Annotated in this window: 13 protein-coding genes; 6 read left to right on the forward strand and 7 right to left on the reverse strand. The window is 40.2% G+C overall.

Going from position 1 to position 23,285, the window contains the following annotated elements:
• Positions 1 to 108: 108 nt before the first annotated feature.
• Entirely contained in the window at positions 109 to 546 is a 438-nt protein-coding gene (locus ACTHN6_RS07845; protein ID WP_440435189.1) for a hotdog fold thioesterase, read from the forward strand.
• 91 nt (positions 547 to 637) lie between these two features.
• On the opposite strand, the gene ACTHN6_RS07850 is transcribed toward ACTHN6_RS07845, so the two are convergent.
• A complete protein-coding gene (locus tag ACTHN6_RS07850; RefSeq protein ID WP_440435190.1) occupies positions 638 to 3,010 on the reverse strand; it encodes a TonB-dependent receptor in 2,373 nt (790 codons plus the stop codon).
• Positions 3,011 to 3,237: 227 nt separating this feature from the next.
• On the opposite strand from ACTHN6_RS07850, the gene ACTHN6_RS07855 reads away from it, so the two are divergent.
• Both ACTHN6_RS07855 and ACTHN6_RS07860 read left to right on the forward strand, forming a co-directional pair.
• Positions 3,238 to 6,786 carry a leucine-rich repeat protein gene (locus ACTHN6_RS07855; protein ID WP_440435191.1) on the forward strand — a complete coding sequence of 1,183 codons (3,549 nt, stop codon included), beginning with the start codon at positions 3,238 to 3,240 and terminating at the stop codon, positions 6,784 to 6,786.
• A gap of 215 nt (positions 6,787 to 7,001) precedes the next feature.
• Positions 7,002 to 8,549 carry a SulP family inorganic anion transporter gene (locus tag ACTHN6_RS07860; protein WP_440435192.1) on the forward strand — a complete coding sequence of 516 codons (1,548 nt, stop codon included), beginning with the start codon at positions 7,002 to 7,004 and terminating at the stop codon, positions 8,547 to 8,549.
• On the opposite strand, the gene ACTHN6_RS07865 is transcribed toward ACTHN6_RS07860, so the two are convergent.
• Together ACTHN6_RS07865 and ACTHN6_RS07870 are read right to left on the reverse strand one after the other, a co-directional pair.
• Positions 8,546 to 9,259, reverse strand: a complete 714-nt coding sequence (locus ACTHN6_RS07865) for a lysoplasmalogenase (protein WP_440435193.1) — start codon at positions 9,257 to 9,259, stop codon at positions 8,546 to 8,548. The genes ACTHN6_RS07860 and ACTHN6_RS07865 overlap by 4 nt on opposite strands.
• 7 nt (positions 9,260 to 9,266) lie before the next feature.
• Positions 9,267 to 10,112: a hypothetical protein gene (locus tag ACTHN6_RS07870; RefSeq protein ID WP_440435194.1), complete on the reverse strand. Its 846-nt coding sequence runs from the start codon at positions 10,110 to 10,112 to the stop codon at positions 9,267 to 9,269.
• A 106-nt stretch (positions 10,113 to 10,218) separates the two neighbouring features.
• On the opposite strand from ACTHN6_RS07870, the gene ACTHN6_RS07875 reads away from it, so the two are divergent.
• Together ACTHN6_RS07875 and ACTHN6_RS07880 are read left to right on the forward strand one after the other, a co-directional pair.
• The gene (locus ACTHN6_RS07875) at positions 10,219 to 10,557 is read left to right on the forward strand and encodes a hypothetical protein (RefSeq protein WP_440435195.1); all 339 of its coding nucleotides are present in this window, start codon (positions 10,219 to 10,221) and stop codon (positions 10,555 to 10,557) included.
• Positions 10,558 to 10,592: 35 nt separating this feature from the next.
• Positions 10,593 to 11,066: an FKBP-type peptidyl-prolyl cis-trans isomerase gene (locus tag ACTHN6_RS07880; protein WP_440435196.1), complete on the forward strand. Its 474-nt coding sequence runs from the start codon at positions 10,593 to 10,595 to the stop codon at positions 11,064 to 11,066.
• 31 nt (positions 11,067 to 11,097) lie between these two features.
• Here the strand turns inward: ACTHN6_RS07880 and ACTHN6_RS07885 are convergent, their stop codons facing one another.
• The 4 genes from ACTHN6_RS07885 to ACTHN6_RS07900 all read right to left on the reverse strand — a co-directional run bounded on the left by ACTHN6_RS07885 (position 11,098) and on the right by ACTHN6_RS07900 (position 22,059).
• The gene (locus ACTHN6_RS07885; RefSeq protein ID WP_440435197.1) at positions 11,098 to 12,123 is read right to left on the reverse strand and encodes a PorP/SprF family type IX secretion system membrane protein; all 1,026 of its coding nucleotides are present in this window, start codon (positions 12,121 to 12,123) and stop codon (positions 11,098 to 11,100) included.
• An 8-nt stretch (positions 12,124 to 12,131) separates the two neighbouring features.
• Positions 12,132 to 15,764 carry a DUF7948 domain-containing protein gene (locus ACTHN6_RS07890; protein ID WP_440435198.1) on the reverse strand — a complete coding sequence of 1,211 codons (3,633 nt, stop codon included), beginning with the start codon at positions 15,762 to 15,764 and terminating at the stop codon, positions 12,132 to 12,134.
• 53 nt (positions 15,765 to 15,817) lie between these two features.
• The gene (gene recG, locus ACTHN6_RS07895; RefSeq protein ID WP_440435199.1) at positions 15,818 to 18,025 is read right to left on the reverse strand and encodes an ATP-dependent DNA helicase RecG; all 2,208 of its coding nucleotides are present in this window, start codon (positions 18,023 to 18,025) and stop codon (positions 15,818 to 15,820) included.
• 401 nt (positions 18,026 to 18,426) lie between these two features.
• Positions 18,427 to 22,059 carry a DUF7948 domain-containing protein gene (locus ACTHN6_RS07900; protein ID WP_440435200.1) on the reverse strand — a complete coding sequence of 1,211 codons (3,633 nt, stop codon included), beginning with the start codon at positions 22,057 to 22,059 and terminating at the stop codon, positions 18,427 to 18,429.
• Positions 22,060 to 22,345: 286 nt separating this feature from the next.
• Between ACTHN6_RS07900 and ACTHN6_RS07905 the strand changes: the two genes are divergently transcribed.
• On the forward strand, positions 22,346 to 23,285 hold a 940-nt coding region (locus tag ACTHN6_RS07905), incomplete at its 3' end, for an aminotransferase class I/II-fold pyridoxal phosphate-dependent enzyme (RefSeq protein WP_440435201.1).

Below are 23,285 nucleotides of genomic sequence, written 5' to 3' on the forward strand. Positions count from 1 at the left end.
AATATCAATATATTTTTATCGAAAAACAATAAAAATATATTTTTTCTCAAAAAATTTTTATTAATAAGCTGATTTGCAGTTTACAATGCATTGTGTTTAATTTGCGATATGAGCATCTGGTACAATAAAGAAATTTCTATAAACGATTTCCAGGGATGGAGCAGGAACACGCTTGCAGGTCATCTCGGCATACAATTCACTGAACTTGGAAAAGATTTTCTCAAAGCTACCATGCCTGTAGATGAGCGCACGCATCAGCCTTATGGTTTATTACATGGCGGCGCTTCAGCAGCACTGGCCGAAACATTAGGCAGCGTATGTTCAGCATTGGTAATAAACAGGCAGAAGTTTATATGTGTAGGCATAGAAATAAATGCCAATCATATACGCAGTGTGAAGTCAGGCATCGTTACAGGTACTTGCACACCTGTACATATTGGTGGCAGCACGCACGTTTGGGATATTCGTATACACGACGAACACAACAGGCTTATCTGCATCAGCAGGTTAACGGTGGCTATTTTAAAGAAACTGCAAAAACAATAAGAAGTTATTAGAAATTTACGGACAGTATTTATTTGATCGTTTTCATTACAAAACTTTATACATCTTCTTTAATAAATTCTTTACTATATCTTCAAGACTTAGATGATTTATTAAAGATGCAATCTACTCTTAAGGTTACACCATACACTGCCGGGTCGCCAAGATGTGCAGCGCCAAAATCATACGCATAATCCACATAATGCTTGTTGAAAATATTTCTGCCCCACACATAAAAACCAATCTTAGAAAAATTAACGCCGGCCTGCACATTTACAAGGTTGTACGCATTTTGTTTTAACTGATTGGCCAGATCAAAGTATTGTTTGCCAACATACATCCATTCCGCTCTTGCGGTTGCCGTAACGGTTTTACTAAATACATAGCTGTATTGGGCTGCAAGGCTGGATGTTACATTGGGCGTAAACACCTGTTTATTGCCATCAAGCTTTACAGATTCTCCGTTTGAAGCAATGTTTAAAGATGTGTAATGCGCATCTGTATAACCAAAGCTATAATTTATATTAAGGCCTTTAACAGGCTTTGCACGCACTTCGGCCTCCACGCCTTTCGTAACAAGTTTGCCGGCATTTTTTGTTACAGTAATGGCATCAGGTAAAATCAGTGCCGGCACCTGTGCATCTGTTATATGGGTATAAAACGCAGCAATGTTTAACTGCAGTTTTTTATCAAGAAGATCGTTTTTCAACCCTATTTCATAATTATTGCTATGCTCAGGTTTATAAATAAATAAAGGAGGTTGTGACGGGTCTGAAGAAAGCTGGCTTATGCCACCGGGCCTGAAACCTTTGCTGAATGTGGCATACACCAATTGTTGCTGATTTATTTGATAGGATACGCTTAGCCTCGGTGAAAAGGCATTGAAATGCGCACTGGCGGCCGTATCAGGTTGCGTTATCATAGCCTCTGCCCCATCCGGTTGAAAAGCACCTTCCACGTTTTGCTTTTTATGTTCGTAATCATAACGGGCGCCAAGCGTTATTAAAAGTTCATTTGTTATTGCATAACCTGCCTGCGCATAAGCTGCAAGCCCGTACCCTTTTAATATATTGGTGTTGATGCTTGAAAAATCTGTAAGCGGTGAACCAACTGCAGCTGCATCTTTGCCAAAATGCGTTGCCTGTTTTACAGGATTGTTTTGAATAAATCCATATAAGCCGCCAAGCCACTTTAGTTTGCTGTTTCCGGAAGGAGAACTAAAACGAAACTCCTGCGTTCCTACTTTTACATTATTCCATTTATTGCCATAATTATTGATAATGCTAACAGCATCAAGCGGTGAAAAATCACCATCCAGCGGATCTGTATAATACCGGTAATTATTCTGATAAGCAGTTTGCGATGTGAAGTTGAATGCATGGCCTGTGTAACTTGCACTTAATGATGCATTGAAAGTTTTATCATGCATAACAGACGTTGCATCCTGGTTAATCATATATGGATCTTTCAAAGCTTCATCCATACCGGAAACCAGTTGAAAAGGGCCATGATTATTTACATCCAGATGTTTTGCATTCAGTGTAAAACTTAGTTTATCGCTGGCCAGGTATTTAATAAAATAGTTGCCCATCCAGCTATGCTGTTTGTCAAATTTTGAATCGTTATAAGTATTGGTATAAAAACCATTCCGCCCTTCATACATACCGCTGGCGCCTATAAATAATTTATTATTGATAACAGGCAATGAAAATCCTGCATTGTATTGCTGCAGGCCATATTTACCCGCATTAATTTCAGCAAAAACCCTTGCCTTATTCGTTGGCCTTTTTGTAATGATATTGATGATGCCGCCCGTTGAATTACGGCCATACAAACTGCCCTGCGGCCCGCGCAATACTTCTATGCGTTCCACATCAAGCAGGCGGGCAATATAAGTATCAAGGCCAAACTGGTTAACGCCATCAATATAAGTGGCAACAGCCGGATCGTAAGATGTAGTGGTAATACCGCGAATGGAAGTTATGTTCCTGTTGTCGCCGGGATTGGAAACATACATATCCGGTACAATAGCCGTTAATTGTTTTGTATTCCATAATTTATAATCAGCAATATCTTTGGCGCTTAAAGCCGTTATGCTTAATGGAATTTTTTGCACATCCTGTTCCGTTTTTTCTGTTGACACCACCACGTCATCCAGCTTATTTACGGATGGAGCAAGTTCTAGATTAACCGTAGTATCATTTAAAAAAGAAATGTTCTGTATGGTGGTTGCATAACCGGTATGCGAAACCTGTAATGTATATTTTCCTTCGTTTAAAGAAAGTATCGTATTGCCCGATGCTCCTGTAACAACGTTCATATTGGAATTAAGTACGTAAATACTGCAATCCGGAAGTTGCTGATTTTGTTCATCGTAAACGTTTACTGTTACCTGTTTGGTTTGCTGGGCCTTTGATAGAACGGGATAAAAAATAAGTGCAAGGAAAATAAGAAAAAAATATTTCATGAATGAAGTGCTTACTCAATTATAAAAAATAGTGATGCGTGTAAAAGTACAAGCTTGATTAACACTTTCATCTGCTGGTGAACAATAAGAGGAATTATATATATTTCTTTAACAATTACCTGATGATTGTGCCATCTTTCGCACCTGTAATAAACATCGCAATCAATTTTAATTACAAACAAAACATTTATAAATTAGCTGGCTAAACTTATTAAACCAGCTAACTTATGAGCAGTTATAATATTTCTCTTGCCGAACAGCTTATTGAACAAAATATCAGGAGCCGTTCAAAATTATTAGATCTTGGCAATTGCAGCCTGCACGATAAATCGCCGGAATTATTCCTGTTGCAAAAATGCGATCATATTGAAACGCTCAGTTTAGGCACTTACTATTATATAAACGACAAGCCTGTATTATCAGCAAACAAAGAGAAACCGAATTTGTTTAGCAGCATTCCCGAGCCATTGCCGGCATCAGTCAGGCAGTTGTACATAAATGAAACGAAGATCAGAGATATATCAAAACTGGATCAATATAGAAGCCTCACGCATTTTGATGGCTTCGGAAATAATATTGCACAAATAACCATAAGTGATGAACTTTCTAACCTCATTTCACTCGGATTAAGTAATAATGATTTGAATGTTACAGATCAACTGGAACTTTTTCCCAATCTTAAATATCTCTATATTGGCAATAACAGGATATCATTCTTTAAAAAGAACCTGAAAGATATTCTTCCCTATCTCGAAGTGTTGTATATGTATGGCAACTACATTACCAATATTTCCTTTCTTCAAAATCACCATTCAATCAAAAAGCTTGATCTGAGCAATAATGAGTTAACAGATATTGATGTGCTTGAAGGCTTATTCAATCTTGAGCAACTTGAGATAGGGAAAAACCCGGCAGCAAGAGAAATGCCGAAGGAAGTTTTGCAATCAAGAAATGCGGCTGAAATAAGAAGCCTGATAAGAAAAATTTCATTGCCACAGTTACTGATAGAAGACAGCAAGCCAAAAGAACAAAAGTTTTTAGACCTGGGAAATTGCGGGTTAACAGATAATTCTCCCGAGCTTAAATTACTTGCGCAGTGCAATCATTTAACAGGCCTGAGCCTTGGAATAGCATATTATGATGAGGCAGGTAAATACATTGAAAGCAGCAACAAGCAATTAGCCAATATTTTCAATGCCGTGCCGGCAACTTTACCACCTGCACTCACTGAGCTGCAAATAAGAAATACTGTTATACAAAATATTTCCAATGTAAATCAATTGTCATCATTAACGCTGCTTGATTTGAGTAATAATAAAATAAAGCGCATTGAAAATATAGAGCGGCTCAATTCATTAAATGAACTGGCTTTGCATGGTAATGAAATTACAGGTGTTAGTAATGTTCAGTTTCCTTCTAACTTAAAAACCCTGCACCTGAGTTATAATAAAATCACCAGCATTGATGGAATAGAGGCATGTAAAAACCTGGAGAGCCTTATCATATATAATAATCAAATCAGCAAGCTGCAACCCGTAATAAAACTGCCCGCGCTAAAAATGCTTAACATACAAAGCAATCCCATTACAGATTGCCCTTCGGATGTATGGATAGATAACGACATTAGCCAGATAAGAGCTTATTTTAATGAAATGAGCGTTTCTAAAAGCAGCAGCACATCTTTAGAATCTTTGGAAAAATTTAATTCGGAAAATATTATTACTGATGAAGAAATTCTTGATGTAAAACTCATCATACTTGGCAATAGTAATGTGGGTAAAACCAATTTGGTTAATTATCTGGAAAATGGAGAATGCCTTAAAAAAAGAAATTCAACACATGGGTTTGAAGTAAAAAGATGGAAACCTGACATTGCTAAATATCCAAAGCTAAAAAATGTTGAAGTAAGTATATGGGATTTTGGCGGGCAGGAATATTATCATGACACTTACAAATTATTTCTTAGTAATAACGCTGTTTATGTGGTTATGTGGAGTGCAGAATCTGATTTCAGTGATAAAAAAGAAGAGGTTTTACATGATGATAAGCCAAAACAGGTGATAGAGCATTTTGAACTGGCTTATTGGTTAGATACTGTAAAAAGCTTTAGAAATGATATTAATAATACGCCCTTATTGGTTGTTCAAAACAAAGTTGATGACCTGCGGCAAAAAAGAAGGATAGCACAGGATATTCATTCAGAATATGGCATAGATGAATCATTTCACATAAGCCTGCTGAACGGCAGCACGCAACCCGGTACAATACATGCAAGGAACCTGCAGGGCTTTACCGATTATTTAGCGGAACAACTACATGAGCTGGCTATAAAAAACAAGCACGCACAATTTTCAGAAGACTTTAAATATATACGTCAGGAAATATTAAACCTTAATGAAGAGGGCAAGCCTTCTATTTTTGGTAATGAAGATGAACTCTATATTGATAAGCAAACGTTTTATGATATATGCAAAAAAAGCAGGCCGGGCATAAATCCTGAACATTATCCTGTATGGCTTTACAACAGCGGCGCATTAATATATTTTGAAAAAAACAACTTGCTCAACGACCGGATTTTTATTAACCCACGAAAGCTGTCTGAAAAAATATATAATGTTTTAAACAACAATGTGCTGAAGAATTATGGAGAAATCCTGATAGATGATGACCTTAAAAAAAATCAGTTGATTATTGATGTAATGATAAGCCTCGGCATTTTATATCCGCATCCGGCCAAAAGCACCACGCATTACCTGGCACCGCAATATTTGCCGGAAGATCATCCCATAGAAGACCTGTTTAAAATTGCATCTTCCAATGCCTGGCAGGATTCATATTGGATAAAAGTGCCCATATTTTTTTATAAAAAATTAATGCATCATTTGCTGCTGTGTTTTATTGCAGATGACAGTATTGAAGCCCGTTACTTCTGGAAAAACGGCATTATGATCTTAAAGAAAAATAATATCAATAACGGGCAGGTTGTTTTAATAAAAGGCTTATTTCCCTCAGAAAAGAAAGGTATAATACAAATTAGCGTGGAAGACAACAGCAGCGACCTTCAAAAAGAGATCTTTGAAAAAATATACAGCTTTACAATAAACAATAACGAAAATGCGCAAAGCACAACAAACACTGATCAACAAAGTTATTTTTTGGATAAGCTGGAGCTATCGGTTGATAAGATGGAATATATAAAGTACAACCATTTAAAGGAACTTGCGGTTTCTTCAATTAATAATACCGATAACGAGTTGCTTAAGTTCAAACACATTGTTCCTTTTGAAGTAAAGGGCACAATGCCTAAAAACATATTTGTATCATATTCTCATAACAACACCATCTGGCTTGCCAAAATCCGCAACCATCTTGCAGGCTTAAGAAGAAGCAATTATATAAAAGAATGGACTGACCAGGAGATTATGGCCGGAGATAAATGGGATTTAAAAATTAAAGAACAACTTAAAAAGGCCGATATTTTTATTTTACTGTTATCGGCGGACTTCATTGCCTCTGAATATATATGGCAAACAGAATTAAAAGAAGCCATACAATCTAAAAAAACAATCATCCCTATTTACATTGAATCATGCGATTTTACGGCATCTCCATTTATACAGGGCGAAAAAATAAGTGATTTTGAAATTGTGCCCAAGTACGATAATCATTTAAAACCTGTTAGTCTTTGGGCTAATGAGGCAGAAGCTTTATCGGTTATTGCAATGAAAATAAGGCAGGTAATAGAAGAGAAAGATAAACCGCAAAGAGCTATATAATAAGCAACTGTGTAATTCCCCGCTTTTTTCAGCAGGCAGAAAATCCGCTTCTTTTAAATAAACCGTTACGGTTTATTTAAAAGAGTGGGGTTTATTTCAAAAGTCTAACCAAGTGTAAAGTTTAATAGCGCAGCAGGTTATTCAAAAGCTGATTTTCGTCATTTTTTACGCTGTTGCAAGAAACTACATTCGCACCCTTTAAAAACTTACATCAGTTGAGACGTACATTTAAATACTACCGGATCATGTTGGTTCGCCACGATTTATCCGCCGGCCTTTCGGTTTTTTTAGTAGCGCTTCCGCTCTGTCTCGGCATAGCTTTAGCCTCGGGCGCCCCGCTTTATGCCGGTCTTCTATCAGGTATTATCGGTGGCATTGTTGCCGGCAGCATCAGCGGTTCACAACTGGCTGTTTCAGGGCCGGCGGCGGGGCTTACCACGCTGGTAGCAGCATCCATTATTTCGTTTGGCGATTATAAAATTTTTCTGCTTATTGTAATTGTTGCAGGCGCTTTCCAGCTATTGCTTGGTTTATTGAAATTAGGTGCAATTGCAAACTATTTTCCTTCTGCGGTAATTAAAGGAATGCTGGCCGCTATTGGCATTATCCTCATCTCTAAACAAATACCGTTGGCTTTGGGGTATGACAGGCCGGACTTCTGGACAACCGGTTTCCCCGAATTATTCTCGTCAAAAAATATTGCAGGTCATGTTTCAGAATTTAATGATCATATTACACGCGGTTCTGTAATAATTGCAATTGCATCGCTGGCAGTTTTAATTTTATTGCAGCAGCCATTTGCAAAAAAACTAAGCATAATCCCTGCGCCGTTATTTGCTGTTATCACGGGCGTATTGATCAATGCAGCACTGAATGCCACCAATACTTTTCATCTTAAAACATCACAACTGGTAAATATTCCTTCCGATGTTTTTGCAAACATTTCGTTCCCGGATATTTCAAAAATATTTTCAAGTATTGAAATATGGAAAGATGGAATAACTGTAGGCATGCTCGCTACACTGGAAACTTTACTGTGCATTGAAGCCATTGATAAATTAGACAGGCATAACCGCATAACGCCCGTAAACAGGGAGCTTGTTGCGCAGGGCATTGGAAATATAACCTGCGGTTTCCTGGGTGCCATACCCATAACTGCGGTGGTTGTACGCGGTTCGGCAAATGTGGATGCCGGTGCTAAAACAAAAATGGCAGGAATAACACACGGCATTTTTTTATTGCTGGCCGTATTGTTTATTCCTTTTTTGCTTAATCAAATACCTTATGCTTCACTGGCAGCTATTTTGCTGGTTACAGGTTATAACCTTGCAAAGCCAAAGCTTTTTAAAAATATGTATAGCCTTGGATGGAAACAGTTCCTGCCGTTTATACTTACCATTATTATAATACTTGCAACTGATCTTTTAATTGGTGTGAGCATCGGGCTTTTATTATCAGTATATTTTATTATCCGGAATAATTTTAAGGCTGAATACAGGATTACAAAAACTGTTCGCAACGGCATAGAAACAGCGCTTATAAAACTTAACAGCAATGTTACTTTTTTAAATAAGGTAAACCTGAAGAAAGCTTTGGATAATGTGCCTGAATACAGCATGCTTACCATTGATGGAAGTGAATGCAATTTTATAGACTATGATATCTTAGAGATCATCAGCGAATTTGAAAACAAGGCAAAAGACAGGCATATAGAATTGCACACTATCGGTGTTAAAAAAGTGAATGTTACAGCTATACATTAGTTGTTATGGATATAGTCATTGCTAAACTTCATTGCCCCGTTCACAATTAAAAATTGTGCAAGGCAATAAGTGCTCATAACATAAAATCCATTCACGGGAGTGGAAAGATAAAATTTATTAAATGCAATAATTGAATCAGACAGAACAAATAAAGCAGCGCCAAAAACCAGGCTTGTTATAATTTTCTTTGGTACCCCTTTTTTGTTTATTAAATTCAAAGCAGTAAATAACATAGCGCCTAAAACCATTGAATATGTTACCACAGGAATGGCAAGACTTTGCTGTGTTATTTTTGGCCAGAACAAGAAATCAAGCAGCGCCACATAACCTACAATAGCAGCTCCGCTTATTAAAATAAATACACTATTATTTCTTGTAAACGGCTGAATGCGGCAAAACAAAATGATATAAAATATATGGGCAATAAGAAAAGCGGCAATGCCCAGCATGAAATAGAGACTGCCATCTTTCACCAGCAACACATCGCCCAAAAAAGAAAATAACAGCGCAAAACAAACGGGCTGGATATATTTTTTATCAACGGATGATGCCCCGTTTTTTATACCTGCAATAAAAAATACAAGCAGCAAAGGCATTAACAAACCTTTGCTTGCATAACGGAAGTTGTTATTATATGATGCAGCAATAAAACTATCAGTAATAAAATCAACAATGAACAATACAAGCAAGGCAGCAGGCAGGCGCTTCATACTATTTTTATTGTTCTATTTTCAACGCTATGTCCCGCATAAAAAATTTGCTGAGAGAATCTTTCATACGAAGAGTGTCGGCAATCTTTGTTTTTTGAAGAATATATAAATCGTAACGCTTGGTATTGTTATTTACAAAACTGTCGTAAAGCGCATTATTGCCAAAGCTTTTCAACTGGGCTGTTCTTGTGCGGGCCCGCAAACCGGAAGCCGTAATCTCAAAAATATAACGCACGTTCACACTATCACCGGGTGAATAACCTGCAGGCTGCTGCGCTGTTGTATCGGTAGTTTTACCGGTATCTGCAGCAGAAGCTGTATCTGTATTGGTAACCGTATTCGTATCAGCCACATTTGTTTTTTTACTTAAAGCCTGGTAAGCCTGCCAGCCCAAACCTGAAAGAATAGCAATCGCAATGATTAAACTTATAATCTGCACCACCGTGCGGCTGCTTTTTGCGCCGGCTTGTGCAAGCGGCTGCGTAGTTGTCTTTACTGGTTTTGTATTTATGTCAGATACCGGTGTAAATTCATAAGCACCGCTGTTATTTGCTTTTATAAAACCTATTTGCGGTATTTCGTAAGGCTTGCCAATGTTTATAAATTCCCGCACACCTTTTAAATGCGATTCAAGATCGGCGGCAACGAGACTTTTATTCTTACCGGTTTTCTCACTGATATATTCAACAAGGCCTGTTGATGTAGTTATTTTTTTATCAAAAATATAATCAACAGAAGCCTGCCTGGAATCAGGGCCTGCAAATGAAATAATTTTTATGTACCCGATTTTTTCGAGGGCAACTTCTCTATTTTCGTATAAATAGTCAGTTATGTACGAGTCGAATTTATTCACGTTGCAAATCTAATACAGGCAAATAAATAATTTTGCGTTTCTTATACAGGCATTGTTACAATTTATATATTACCTGTAAGCAGCGTTCATTCCAAATAAACTATCTATGCTTTCAGATAAAGAAAAGGCCTTTATTGAATATTGGGAAGAAAACCGGTTAAAAGAAAAATCCATCTATAAGCTGGTTTCTCCGGGCTTTTCAATTGGGTTATGCATAGGCATTGCCATTCTTTTGGCTTTTAATTCCGGCTGGTATGAAAGGGCGAATATGGCGGCCCAGGCAGAAAGCAGTCCCTGGATTCTTGTTATTGGCATTATTGCCATCGTTGTTTTCACCGGTTTTTTTTATAAAAAATTCAGGTGGGAAATGAACGAGCAGGCTTACCGGGAATTAAAAGCTAAAAATGAAGCAGAGCAAAAAAAGGCCAAAGACAATACTGAGTGATAATAATTTAAAGACTGACTGCATTGTACCGAGTTATGAAAAATTTACTGATAATAATTCTTAGCGTATTTGTTTTTGTGGCCTGTAAAAAAAAGAATGATGCATGTATGCCTGTTTCAGCAGCTTCGGAGGCCGACCAGCTTGCTGCATTTTGCAATAAATATTCCATTAACTATACAGTTGACCCAAACGGTATTTACTACGAAATTGTTGAAGCCGGCTCGGGCGCTTCGCCTAATTTAAATTCAATTATTACGGTTGCCTATACAGCTTCCACGCTTGACGGTAATGTTGTGGAAGATTATACTAACACTAATAATCCGCTTACATCGCAGCTTAGTGAATTTATAGAATGCTGGCGCATTGCATTACCCTATATACAAAGGGGCGGGCATATAAAAATGGTAGCACCATCATCCCTCGCTTACGGCTGCACAGGTTTAACTTCTGAAAATATTCCGGCCAATTCTCCTTTGTACTATGATATAGTTTTGCTTAATGTGGAATAACCAGTTGACTTAATCAACAATCAACTCAATCCTAAAACTTTATAGAAGGGCATTTAACATTGCTGCCAAACTCGGAAAACAAACCTGTTTTTGTAAGCGATATTTCATAAGCGCCTAATGTTTGGCTATACGTGCCCAGGCTTGAACTGGTAGCATCATAACTTACAGTTGCAGTAATACCGCTTATAACCACGCCAACCATTGGTATAATGGCGTCTTTTGCACGATAATATAAACCGCCGATTAACTGTGTTGTTCCATCTCCGCTTAAATTATAATGCGCATTCAAACCGCCAACAATTTCTGTTGACTTGCTCATCATACTGAAGTAAGCATTCGGGTTTATGATCCACTGGTTATTTAATTTAAAACTGCCGTTTACAAAAGCATTAAAACGCATAGGTACTTTTGCATCAGCAGTGGTGTTGCTGAAAAAAGATTCACGCGGCATGTTTATATGATTAACGCTGATGCCTGCATTCAGATACGCATTATCTGAAGGAAAGATGGCGTAATTCAGGCCTGCGTTTAAATCAAGATACCAGACGGAAGTAGCACTGAAAGTTTCATTGGAAGGAATGGTAACATCAAAGAATTTACCGTTCCATTGATCATTAAATGTGAGTTTGGTAATATCAATTCTTTTATTCACAGCACCAATTCCAAAGCCACCACTCAGCAAACTGTTGTAGCCAAGCATTTGATGGTATGCCAGGGAACCATACACTTTTGTACTGCTTAAGTCGCCGCTGCCCGCCACATCTTTCAACAAGGCAAGCCCTGCGCCTACCCAGCCGTTTTCAAACCGGTCATTAAACAATTGCGCATCGCCCCAGGCACTCATGGTTTTATAAGGATTATTTAAAACGCCTGCCCATTGATTGCGGTAATTAATACCAACCTTCCAGTCGGCATCGGGTTCAAAACCTGTATTGGCAGGATTGATTAATAACGGCGCATTAAAGTATTGAGAAAAGTGAAGGTCCTGCGCTTTTGCATAAGCGGCAGCCATAAACATCACTAATAACAGTAAAACACTTTTTATATTCTTTTTCATACCACCTCCTATCGTAATAAAGTTATATCACCTTTTTTTGAATATTTTGTTCCATCGGTAAACTGAACACTTAATGTATAAGCGTATACTTCCTGCGGCTGTAAAGCTCCTTTAAAACGGCCATCCCAGCCAAAATTTATATTTGTTGACACGAATACCAACTGGCCCCAGCGGTTATAAATTCTCCACGACATTTTATCAATGCCATATCCTTTTACAAATACAACATCATTAGCACCATCGCCGTTAGGTGTAAATGCATTCGGCACATCTACTACAGGCGTAACGATGGCTGTTACCTGCTGGCACGATGTATCTGAACATCCGTATTGATTAAACGCGATAAGGCAAACCCTGTAACTGCCCGCGGTATTATAAATATGTGTAACAGGCAGCATTGATGAAGTAATTAAAGAATCACCATCACCAAATTCCCATTTATAATTTATAGCGCCGGTGGATGAATTGGTGAATTCATAAGGCGTATTTTCCTTTGGCGTTGTGGGGGAATAGATGAAAGATGAAACAGGACCTTCATACACATTTATTGTCATTGTTGTATCATCAACCGGGTTACAGGTTAAATTATCTGTTACCGTTAATTTAATAGTATAAGTGCCTGGGTTTTGATATAAGTGTGTTGGATAAGCATCTGTTGAAGTTTCGCCATCGCCAAAATCCCAGAGGAAATTTTGCCCGCCCAGCGAAGTGTTGTCAAACACCGCATTGTAAGGTGCGCAGCCTGTTGCCGGTGTTTCAAACTGAGCCTTTAATGTGGAAGCTACCCTTAACTGATATACAACGGAATCGGTCGAATTGCAAAACATACTATCGTGCAGGTAAAGTTTCACATTATAAACGCCGCTGGTTGTATATTGATGCGTTAAAGTAGTGGCGTTGGTTGTTATTACCGTACCATCGCCAAAATCCCAGGTAAAATCATCGGCCTGGAAAGTATAACCGGAAGGTGGCACAGACGTATTGTCAAACTGGTAATTAAAAGATTCACAAGGCAGCAATTTGGTAACCTTCATGCCGAGTTTTGCTTCATTGCTTCTTGCTCTTATGGTAATATACGCCGTATCTGCAACGTTGCAGGATGATGAATCAATGCTGATCAGCCGCACCCTGTAATCGCCCACATTATTGTAAGTATGGCTTGCTGTTGGCTCTGTAGTGGTAGCTTGATTGCCATCGCCAAAATCCCACCTGTATAATTTACCCAATGCTATCGTATCCCTGAAATCAACGGTTAACGGAGTGCAGCCTATGCTATCCCGCGGCACGCCATTTATAGAAGGCTGGATGGATGCAATTACGCCTGACAGTTCAAAAGCTATTTTTACGGCAGCTTCATTACACATGGCTCCCTCCTGGGCCGGATTACCGGAACTCCAGGCGCCGGTAGTTGTTGGAAAAACACCGGTCTTATTACAGTTGGCGCAAACTGCCTGGTAAATAACGCCGCGCCTGTCAAACCGGCTGGTGCCGCCATCCACATGATCACCATACACGCCGGGGTCGGTACCAAATGTTCCGAAATAACTGCCAAACAACTGGCCCATAGCATCTTTCTCCAATACAAAAAAGTAAAAGTCATTACCATCAGTTTGCCTCGAGATGGCATTGGCCGTTGTGCTCATGCCTACTGTGGATTGGGTAGAGCCGTAATATTCGCTGTTTGCTTTTCCACCCCAGCCTGAAACATATACATTGCCGCAAATATCTACCAGGAAAGCCGTAGGCGATATATTGGGTACACCGCTCTTACTCCCAAAATTGGCTGAATAAATAACGTCGGTAAGATCAGGATTTAGCTTGGTAATAAACTGCTTGCCATCCTGCTGGCCACTCGTATTGTTAAATGTAGATTTATAAACAGGCAGGCTCACATTGGTAGTGCCTGTTATATAAGGATATCCAAACTTATCCGTTTGCACGCCATAAACAATATCGTTACCCTTTCCACCCACATAACAAATTTTAAGCAGGGTGGTCGCATCGCTGCTTAGGGCTGCAATAAAGCCATCCACATCGCCACCCTGGTAGCTATTATATAGCATACCCTGCGGCGCATTACTTCCCCTTACCGCCAGATCGGAACTTGATGTTCCACCGGCAATATAAATGGTGCCTGTGGTTGGGCTTATATTTAAAACAAACGCGGCATCATTACCCTTGCCGCCTATTAAAGTGCTGGTAAATACATTGCTGAGGTCAGGGGAAGTTTTGATAAATACACCATCCTGTGTGCCGCCAAGCGCTTTATCAAAAGCATTGGATGTGGTGGGAAAGTCTGAAGACTGCGTGCAGCTTGCCAGGTAAATATTATCCTGGTAATCTGTAATTACTTCACTTCTCGCATCATCGCCATAATTCCTCCTTGTGGTGGATACGCCGGATGAAACATATTTGGGAGATATATTAACGCCATCCGCACTTGCACCGCCAAACTTGCGTGAAGCCAGCAGCGTTTTACCATCAGGGCTGAACTTTACAAGAAAAATATCGAAACCGCCGCCCGGACCATACGTGTCGGCTGTAGTAGGGAAGTTGGTGGAGCTGGTACGGCCGGATATAATGAGGTTACCTTTTGAATCTGTTACAAGGCTGTGCGGCTGTTCATTGCCGCTGCCCCCAAAATAAGTAGCGTATAAAGCAAGCGAACCTGTAGGATTAAATTTAATTAAAGAAATGTCGTAGGCACCTGCCCTGCCCTCGCTTCCGTCTCCGCCATTAAATGTTTGGTCATAACCGCCAACATGCCGTGGATCGAAACCGTCATCAAATACAATTCCGCCCGCATAAAAATTTCCTTCATTATCATAAGTGGCCGTATAGCCCCAGTTATCAGAAAGACTGCCGGTGAAGCTTGAAAAAATTTCGGTGGGATCAATAATCAGTGTTTGGCTTCTATCATATTTATCCAGTTTAAAGCGAACAATATTTCCTTCAAGCTTAAAGGCCGCTTTCACGGCTGTGCGCACCGCTTTACCCAACTGGTATGAAGATGGGATGCTTTGATAAACTTCGCCCACAGAAGTTTTCATGGTGAGATTTCCAAATTTATTTACGAGCAGGCCATCAAGCCCGTTAAACCGCAAAGCCACTTTGCTTATATCTGCGCCTGGATTTATGATGATATCGTATTTAAGATTGCCGTTGTCTGAATAATACCTTACATCAACATTTTTATACACATTCTTATAGGTAATGCCATTGTAAACCCTGCAACCTGTTTTCCATTTACTGCTGTCTGAACCGATAAAATAATTATTAACGATGCTGAGTGGTTTATCGGGCACAGCAACAGCGTTTGAATCAGCATCTAAAAAACTTATTTCATAAGCGTGGGAATGTAACACAAGACTCGAAATTGATTTTAGTTTTCCTTTAATTGCGGTGCTGTCGAGGTGGCCGCCAAAGTAATCGGCGAGTTTTCTCATATCCTCCTTATCGTGTAATGCAACCTTATAACCGGAGGGTTTAAGATATAATGCGCCGCCTTTAAAATCTGATTTAAATTTTATAGAATTATCCCACTGGCCTTTATTTTCAACAAATTGCAAATACTGGGCGTTCAGCCTTTGTGTACTAAAGACCGTAAATAAAATGGCAACCAGTACAAGAATATGCTTCAAGCGAAAATTTTATTTAAGTTACAAATTAAACGCTTGTTAGTTTCAATTTGTTGTTAAGAAATTTTACTCCAAACCGTTTTTCCTTTTTGCGATATGAGAAAAGCCTTCAAACCTGCATTTTCAGGTTTATTCAATTCTTCGTCTGCCGATAAAACCGCATCTGCATAAAACCTGGAAGCGTCAAGCAAATCTTTATCATTGACCAGGCTCGCCAGCTTAAAGTTTAACATGCCGCTTTGCCTTGTGCCTTCAATTTCACCGGGGCCACGAAGCTCCAGGTCTTTTTCAGCAATTTTAAATCCATCGTTGGTAGCGCACATTATTTTCAGTCTTTCCTTTGCATCATTGCTTAATTTATAAGGCGTAAGCAAAACGCAGTAACTTTTATCGCTGCCCCGCCCTACCCTTCCGCGCAACTGGTGCAGTTGTGACAACCCGAATTTCTCCGAACTCTCAATTACCATAACAGATGCATTAGGGATGTCAATACCAACTTCTATTACCGTGGTACCAACGAGTATATGAGTGTCGCCGGATTTAAAACGTTGCATATTAACATCTTTTTGTTCCGCCGGCATTTTACCATGCACCATGCTGATGCTGTATTTATGTTCCGGGAAAAAACTCTTAACCTGTTCATAGCCCTGCATCAAATCTTCATAACTCAGTTTCTCGCTTTCTTCAATTAAAGGGTAAACAAAAAAAGCCTGCCTGCCCTTCTCTATTTCTGATTTCACAAAATCCATTACGCTCGCCCTTTTGGTTTCATAACGGTGAACTGTAATCACCGGTTGCCTTCCCGGCGGTAATTCATTGATAATACTGTAATCAAGATCGCCATAAGCCGTCATAGCGAGTGTACGCGGTATAGGTGTTGCCGTCATTACGAGCACATGCGGCGGCACTTCAGCTTTTGCCCAAAGCTTTGCACGCTGTGCCACGCCAAAACGGTGCTGCTCATCAATCACCACCAAACCAAGGTTATTGAACTGCACCACATCTTCAATCACGGCATGCGTGCCTACCAATATGTGAATATTGCCTTTCTTTAGCTCTTCCAATATCAATCTTCGCTCAGCCTGTTTTGTGGTGCCTGTTAGCAAAGCAATTCCCGCAGGTAAATCTTTCAGTAAATTTTTTATGTTATTGAAATGCTGTTGCGCAAGAATTTCCGTTGGCGCCATCAGGCAGCTCTGGTAATTATTATCCGCAGCAATCAGCATTACCAGCAAAGCCACAATTGTTTTACCACTGCCCACATCGCCCTGCAGCAAGCGGTTCATCTGGTGCGCTTTTGCCGTGTCGGCCCTGATTTCTTTAATTACTCTTTTTTGAGCGCCGGTTAATTCAAAAGGCAGGTAATCATTATAAAAAGCATTAAACAACTCTCCCACTTTTTCAAATACCACGCCGCGACTTTTACGATGCCGCCTGCCACGTATCATGCCCATGCGCACTTGTGCGAGAAAAAATTCTTCAAACTTTAAACGCCTTGCAGCCTGTTCATATATTTCAAAACTTTTTGGGAAATGAATATTGATAACTGCTTCGTAACGGGGCATAAGGTTTAATGCCTGCAATACATTCCCCGGTATATTTTCATACACATCTTTTTCTGACAGCATTGGAATTAAGGCTGATGTGAGCCTGGCAATTTGTCTTGCATTTAACCCTTTGGCTTTTAATTTTTCTGTGGTTGGATAAACGGGTTCCAAAAACGATTTACCATTCTTTAATTCAGCCGTAAACAATTCTATTTCAGGATGCGTTATCTGTGGCCGGCCATTAAAAAAACCGGCTTTACCATACACCAGGTATTCACTGCCTTCCTGCAACATTTTTTGCACCCAATGAATGCCCTGGAACCAGGTTAGTTCCACAATGCCTGTACCATCTTCAAGCCAGGCAACCATGCGCTTCGAGCTTTTCTGCCCGAGTATTTCTATACCGGTTATCCTGCCAGCAACCTGTATATAATCTGTTTGTTGGGTAATGCCGGCAATGGCGTCAATTTTAGTGCGGTCAATGTAGCGGAGGGGGTAATGGCTGAGCAAATCTTCAAACGTAAAGATGCCGAGCTCTTTTTTTAAAAGATCGGCTTTTAACGGGCCAACACCTTTCAGGTATTCAATGGGCGAACTTAATATGGAAGATGAATGATGAATACTGATTGTTTGGAGACAAATATCTGAATGAAAGCATAACCAGCAAACAGGCCCCGGAACTTTAATCTTAAAATAGGCTTTTGAATATGCCTCCATGTCTGACCCTGGCCATGCGGCTGTAAAACAGGTTAACAGCTCTTAAAAAGAAAGCGGGCATACAATATTAATTGCACACCCGCCTCTTATAAAAACGGAGGTAAGCAGGTTCCGTTTTACTCTTTCATCAGCATGATAGTTTTGGTTGTTTTAGTATTGGTGTGTTAGTACTGCTATATAACACCTGCTGATAAATTTATGACTGGCATTTGTTTTATGACCAGACTAAATTACTACAGGCAAAACCCGTACAAATAACAAGTTAGTGAACGCCTTCTTTTTGTTGGTGAATGAACCACAGGAAGTTGTGAACAGATGAGAAAACTTGCTGGCGAGCAAGCTTTCTCAAAATGAGACATAAAAAAAACAGTATGGGAAATTTATACTGAAGGATGATTGATTTATCTGAGCAAAGTAATATCCCCTTTCTTATTCAGCTTTGTGCCATCAGAAAATTCGATGCTTAATGTATAGGCATATACATCCTGCGGCTGCAAAGCACCTTTAAAGCGCCCATCCCAGCCGTTGTTGATACTTGATGAAGTGAATAACAATTGCCCCCAGCGGTTAAAAATTCTCCAGGTCATCTTACTGATGGCAAAACCCTGCACATAAATAACATCGTTTGTTCCGTCGGCATTGGGTGAAAAAGCATTGGGTACATCCACAACAGGCGTTACAATGGTTGTAACTGTAGCACAGGTAGTGTCGGTGCAGCCCTGTTGGTTATAGGCAATAAGACAAACGTTATATTGACCCGATGCATTATAAATATGAGAAACCGGCAGCATAGAGCTTGTTACCAGGGAATCGCCATCACCAAAAAACCATTTATAATTAGTGGCATTGATTGATGTGTTTGTAAACTGGTATGGCGTATTCTCTTTTGGCGTTGTGGGCGTATAAGTAAACGATGCGGTCGGGCCGCCATATACAGTAATTACCATGCTGGTATCATCTGTGGGATTGCAGGTAAAATTATCAGTGGCGGTTAATCTTACCGTATAAGTTCCGGGCGCTGTGTATTGATGTGTTGGCGATACGTCTGTTGAAGTGTTGCCATCTCCAAAATCCCAGGTAAAATTTTGTCCACCAATTGATGTATTGGTAAATGTAACATCAAATGGTGTGCAGCCGGATGAAGGCGCCGTGAAGTTAGCCGCCAATACCGAAGCCACCCTTAACTCAAACACAGCAGAATCTGGAGAGTTACAGAAAGAAGTATCGTTGAGATAGAGCTTCACCCTGTAAGTGCCCGCAGCCACATACTGGTGTGTAATTGAGGCGGCATCGGATTGAATGACTGTTCCGTCTCCAAAATCCCAGGTGAAGGTGCCCGGGTTAAAATTATAACCGGCAGGCGCCACGGAAGTATTGCTGAATTGATAGTTGAACGATTCACAGGGTGGCAGCTTAACCACATTCATGGCAACCTGGGCTTCATTATCTTTCGCCCTGATAGTGATATATGAAGTATCCGCAATATTGCAGGAAGCAGAATCAATACTTATCAGCCTTACTTTATAAGTACCGATATTGGTATAAGTATGACTGGTGTAGGGAACGGTGGTTGTGTCCCCGCTGCCATCCCCAAAATCCCACCAATATAATTTCCCCATTGCCACGGTATCCTTAAAATCAACGGTTAACGGAACACAGCCACTGCTATCCCTTGCTACACCGTTAATAGAAGATTGCACGCCTGAAAAAATGCCCGATAATTCAAAGGCAATTTTTACAGCGGCCTCATTACACTGGTTACCTCCCTGCGCAGGATTGCCCGAACTCCAGGCGCCTGTTGTAGTGGGGAAAGTGCCTCTTTTGCCACAATTGGCACATACAGCCTGGTAGATAACCCCGCGCCGATCGAAACGGCTGGTTCCACCATCTACATGATCAGCAGCATCAGCTGCTCCCACAGAACCAAAGTAGCTGCCGAACAACTGGCTCATTGCATTCTTTTCCAATACAAAGAAATAGAAATCGCTCCCATCCGTCTGCTTCGAAATAGCATTGGCGGTAATGCTCATCCCGGAAACGTTTTGCGTTTTATAATACTTGGCATTCCCAATACCACCCCAACCGGAAACATAAGCATTGCCGCAAATGTCAACCAGAAAAGCAGTAGGCGAAATATCAGGAATGCCGGAGCCCTTGCCAAAATTTGCGGAATACTCCACGCCAGATAAATCAGGTTTAAGTTTTGTAATAAACTGTTTGCCGTTTACCTGGTTATTATTGGCATTAAAGGGGGAATTAATAACCGGAAAGCTATTGGTGGTTGTGCCCATCACATAAGGGTAACCAAACTTATCAACCTGTACGCCGTACACCATATCGTTCCCCCCTGTGCCTATATAACAGGTTTTGAGCAGCGCTGTACCGGCCGGGCTCAAAATAGACAGAAAGCCATCCACTTCCCCTCCCTGGTAAGCATTATGCACAATGCCCTGCGGTGCATTATTGGCGTTAAATGCCATATCAGGGCTGGCTGTTCCGCCGGCTATGTAGATGTTACCTGTTGTATTACTGATGGCCAGCACAAAAGCAGCATCAGCCTCTTTCCCTCCTAACAGCGAACACATGTAAATATTGCTCAGGTCTGATGATGTTTTAATAAAAACACCATCCTGGAAACCACCCAATGTTTTTTTAAAGGCGTTATCGGTAGTTTTGAAATCGGTGGATTGCGTACAACTTGCCAGGTAAATATTATCTGCAGCATCCACTATTACTTCGCTTCTGGCATCATCGCCATAATTCCTGCGGGTGCGGTCTATACCTTCGGTTACATATTTGGGTGAAATATTTACGCCATCAGACCCCGTACCGCCAAATTTCCGGGAAGCCAGCAAAGTCGAGCCATCCGTACTTAATTTGGCAAGAAATATATCAAATGAACCGCCGGGCCCATACGTTTCGCTGGTTACAGGGAAATCGGCGGAAGTTGTTCTGCCGGATATTACAAGGTTGCCTTTTGAATCGCAGACAAGGCTGTGCGGCTGTTCATTACCGGCGCCGCCCAGATACGTTGCAAATAATGCCTGTGTTCCGGTTGGATTGAACTTGATCAAAGCAATGTCATATCCACCAATGTTGCCTTCACTGTTATCACCGCCGCCAAAAGTTTGATCATACCCACCTACGTTACGCGGATTATAACCATCACCAAAAACAATTCCGCCGGCATAAAAGTTACCTTCATTATCATAAGTAGCCGTATAGCCCCAATTGTCCTGCAGGCTTCCCGCAAATGTGGAGAAGATCATGGTAGGGTCAATCACCAGCGTAGCCGTTTTATCATATTTGCCTAAATTGAACCGGACTGTATTCCCTTCCAGTTTAAAAGCAACCTTGACATTCGTTCTGCCTTTATTTAAAATCTGGTAACTCAAAGGAATACTTTGGAACACTTCGCCCACTGAGGTTTTAAGTGCAAGGTTGCCGTATTTATTCAGCGATAAACCATCGAGGCCTTTAAACTGCATGGCAATTTTGGACAAATCAGCGCCGGGGTGAACGATAATATCGTATTTCAGGTTGCCGTTATCAGAATAATATCTTATATCAACATTCTTATAAATATTTTTATAAGTTACAGCATTGTACACCCTGCATCCTTTGCGCCATTTAGTGCTGTCTTTCCCTAGAAAATAATTATTGACAAGCTGCGTTGGCTTATCCGGAACAGCAATTGCTTTTTCATTGGCATTTAAGAAAGTTATTTCATAAGCATGAGAATGCAATTTCAGTTGCTTTAATGTTTTGGCTTTAACAGCCTCCCCTGTTTTGCCCGTATCTGTCCCGGCCTCCTGGTGGCCGCTGTAAAATTCAGCAAGGTTTTTCAAATCGGTTTGGTTGTGCAAAACCACCCTGTAGCCGGAAGGTGTTAAATTGAGCAGTCCGCCTTTGAAATCTGTTTTAAATTTTATCGAACTATCCCACTGCCCTTTGTTTTCAATAAATTGAAAATATTGAGCAGATGCTTGCCTCGCCGTCAGAATAAAAATTATAAATACTAAAAGCCGCTTCAAATAAAAAAATTTATGTATTAAACGAACCGTGTTGTCAATTGTTGTAAAACCATAGAAGCTGTTCAAAAAAGATTTTATTAAATACTTAACGGACTATCAAATAAAATCTATGCCCCCATGGCAAAACATTTAACCAGCATCCTGGCAACAGCAATAATAGACAACAAAAACAAAATACTATGCAAAACAATTGACAACCATTAATGCAAAACCGTTGGCAACTTCATCCCCTGCATGAATAAATTTAATTGAAACATCTTCTTAGCTTTGAACCATACAAAGTGCGATGTACGACGATTCTTTTCTTGCAAAAAAAATAAACCAGCGAAAACAACAAAATGCTTTCAGGCAGTTAAAGATGCCTGCAGGTAAAATCGATTTTTGTTCCAACGATTACCTTGGCATTGTTCATAACAATTTATTGTATGATAAAATAAAGGCCGGTTTAAAAACAGGCGCTGCCGGTTCGCGGCTGCTTGCAGGCAATTATGAATTAATGGAAGAAGCCGAAAAGCAAATTGCCTTATTTCATAAAGCCGAAGCGGCTTTGGTTTTTAATTCAGGTTATGATGCCAATATCGGTGTGCTAAGTTCCATTCCGCAAAAAGGCGATACCATTTTATACGATGCGCTTTGCCATGCATCTATCCGCGATGGCATCCGCCTGTCGTTTGCGCAAAGCTTTTCATTTGCTCATAACGATATGGCAGAACTGGAAAAAAAACTAAAAACAGCAACCGGAACCATTTTCATTGTTACAGAATCGGTATTCAGCATGGACGGCGATTTTTGCCCGCTGCAAAAAATTGTTGCCCTTTCAAAAACATACAATGCACATGTAATAATTGATGAAGCGCATGCCATTGGCGTTATTGGCGAAAAAGGCGAAGGCTTATGCCAGTCTGAAAACCTGGAACAGGAAATATTTTGCCGGGTTTATACATTTGGCAAAGCCTGCGGCTGCCACGGTGCAGTTGTTTGCGGTTCGCAGCAACTGAAAGATTATCTTATCAATTTCGCAAGAAGTTTTATTTATACAACAGCTTTGCCCGAGCATGCAGCAGGCGTTATACAGGCAAGCTATAACACCTTTCCTTTTTTAAAAGAAGAAAGGGCGCATTTACAAAGGTTGATTGAATATTTTCAGCAGGCTGCTATAAAATTCGACAAATTACCTTCGGCAACGCCCGTTCAAATTGTGATGATACCCGGTAATGCGGAAGTGA

This window comes from Parafilimonas sp., from assembly GCF_051953455.1.
In the GTDB taxonomy this organism is placed as follows: Bacteria; Bacteroidota; Bacteroidia; order Chitinophagales; family Chitinophagaceae; genus Parafilimonas.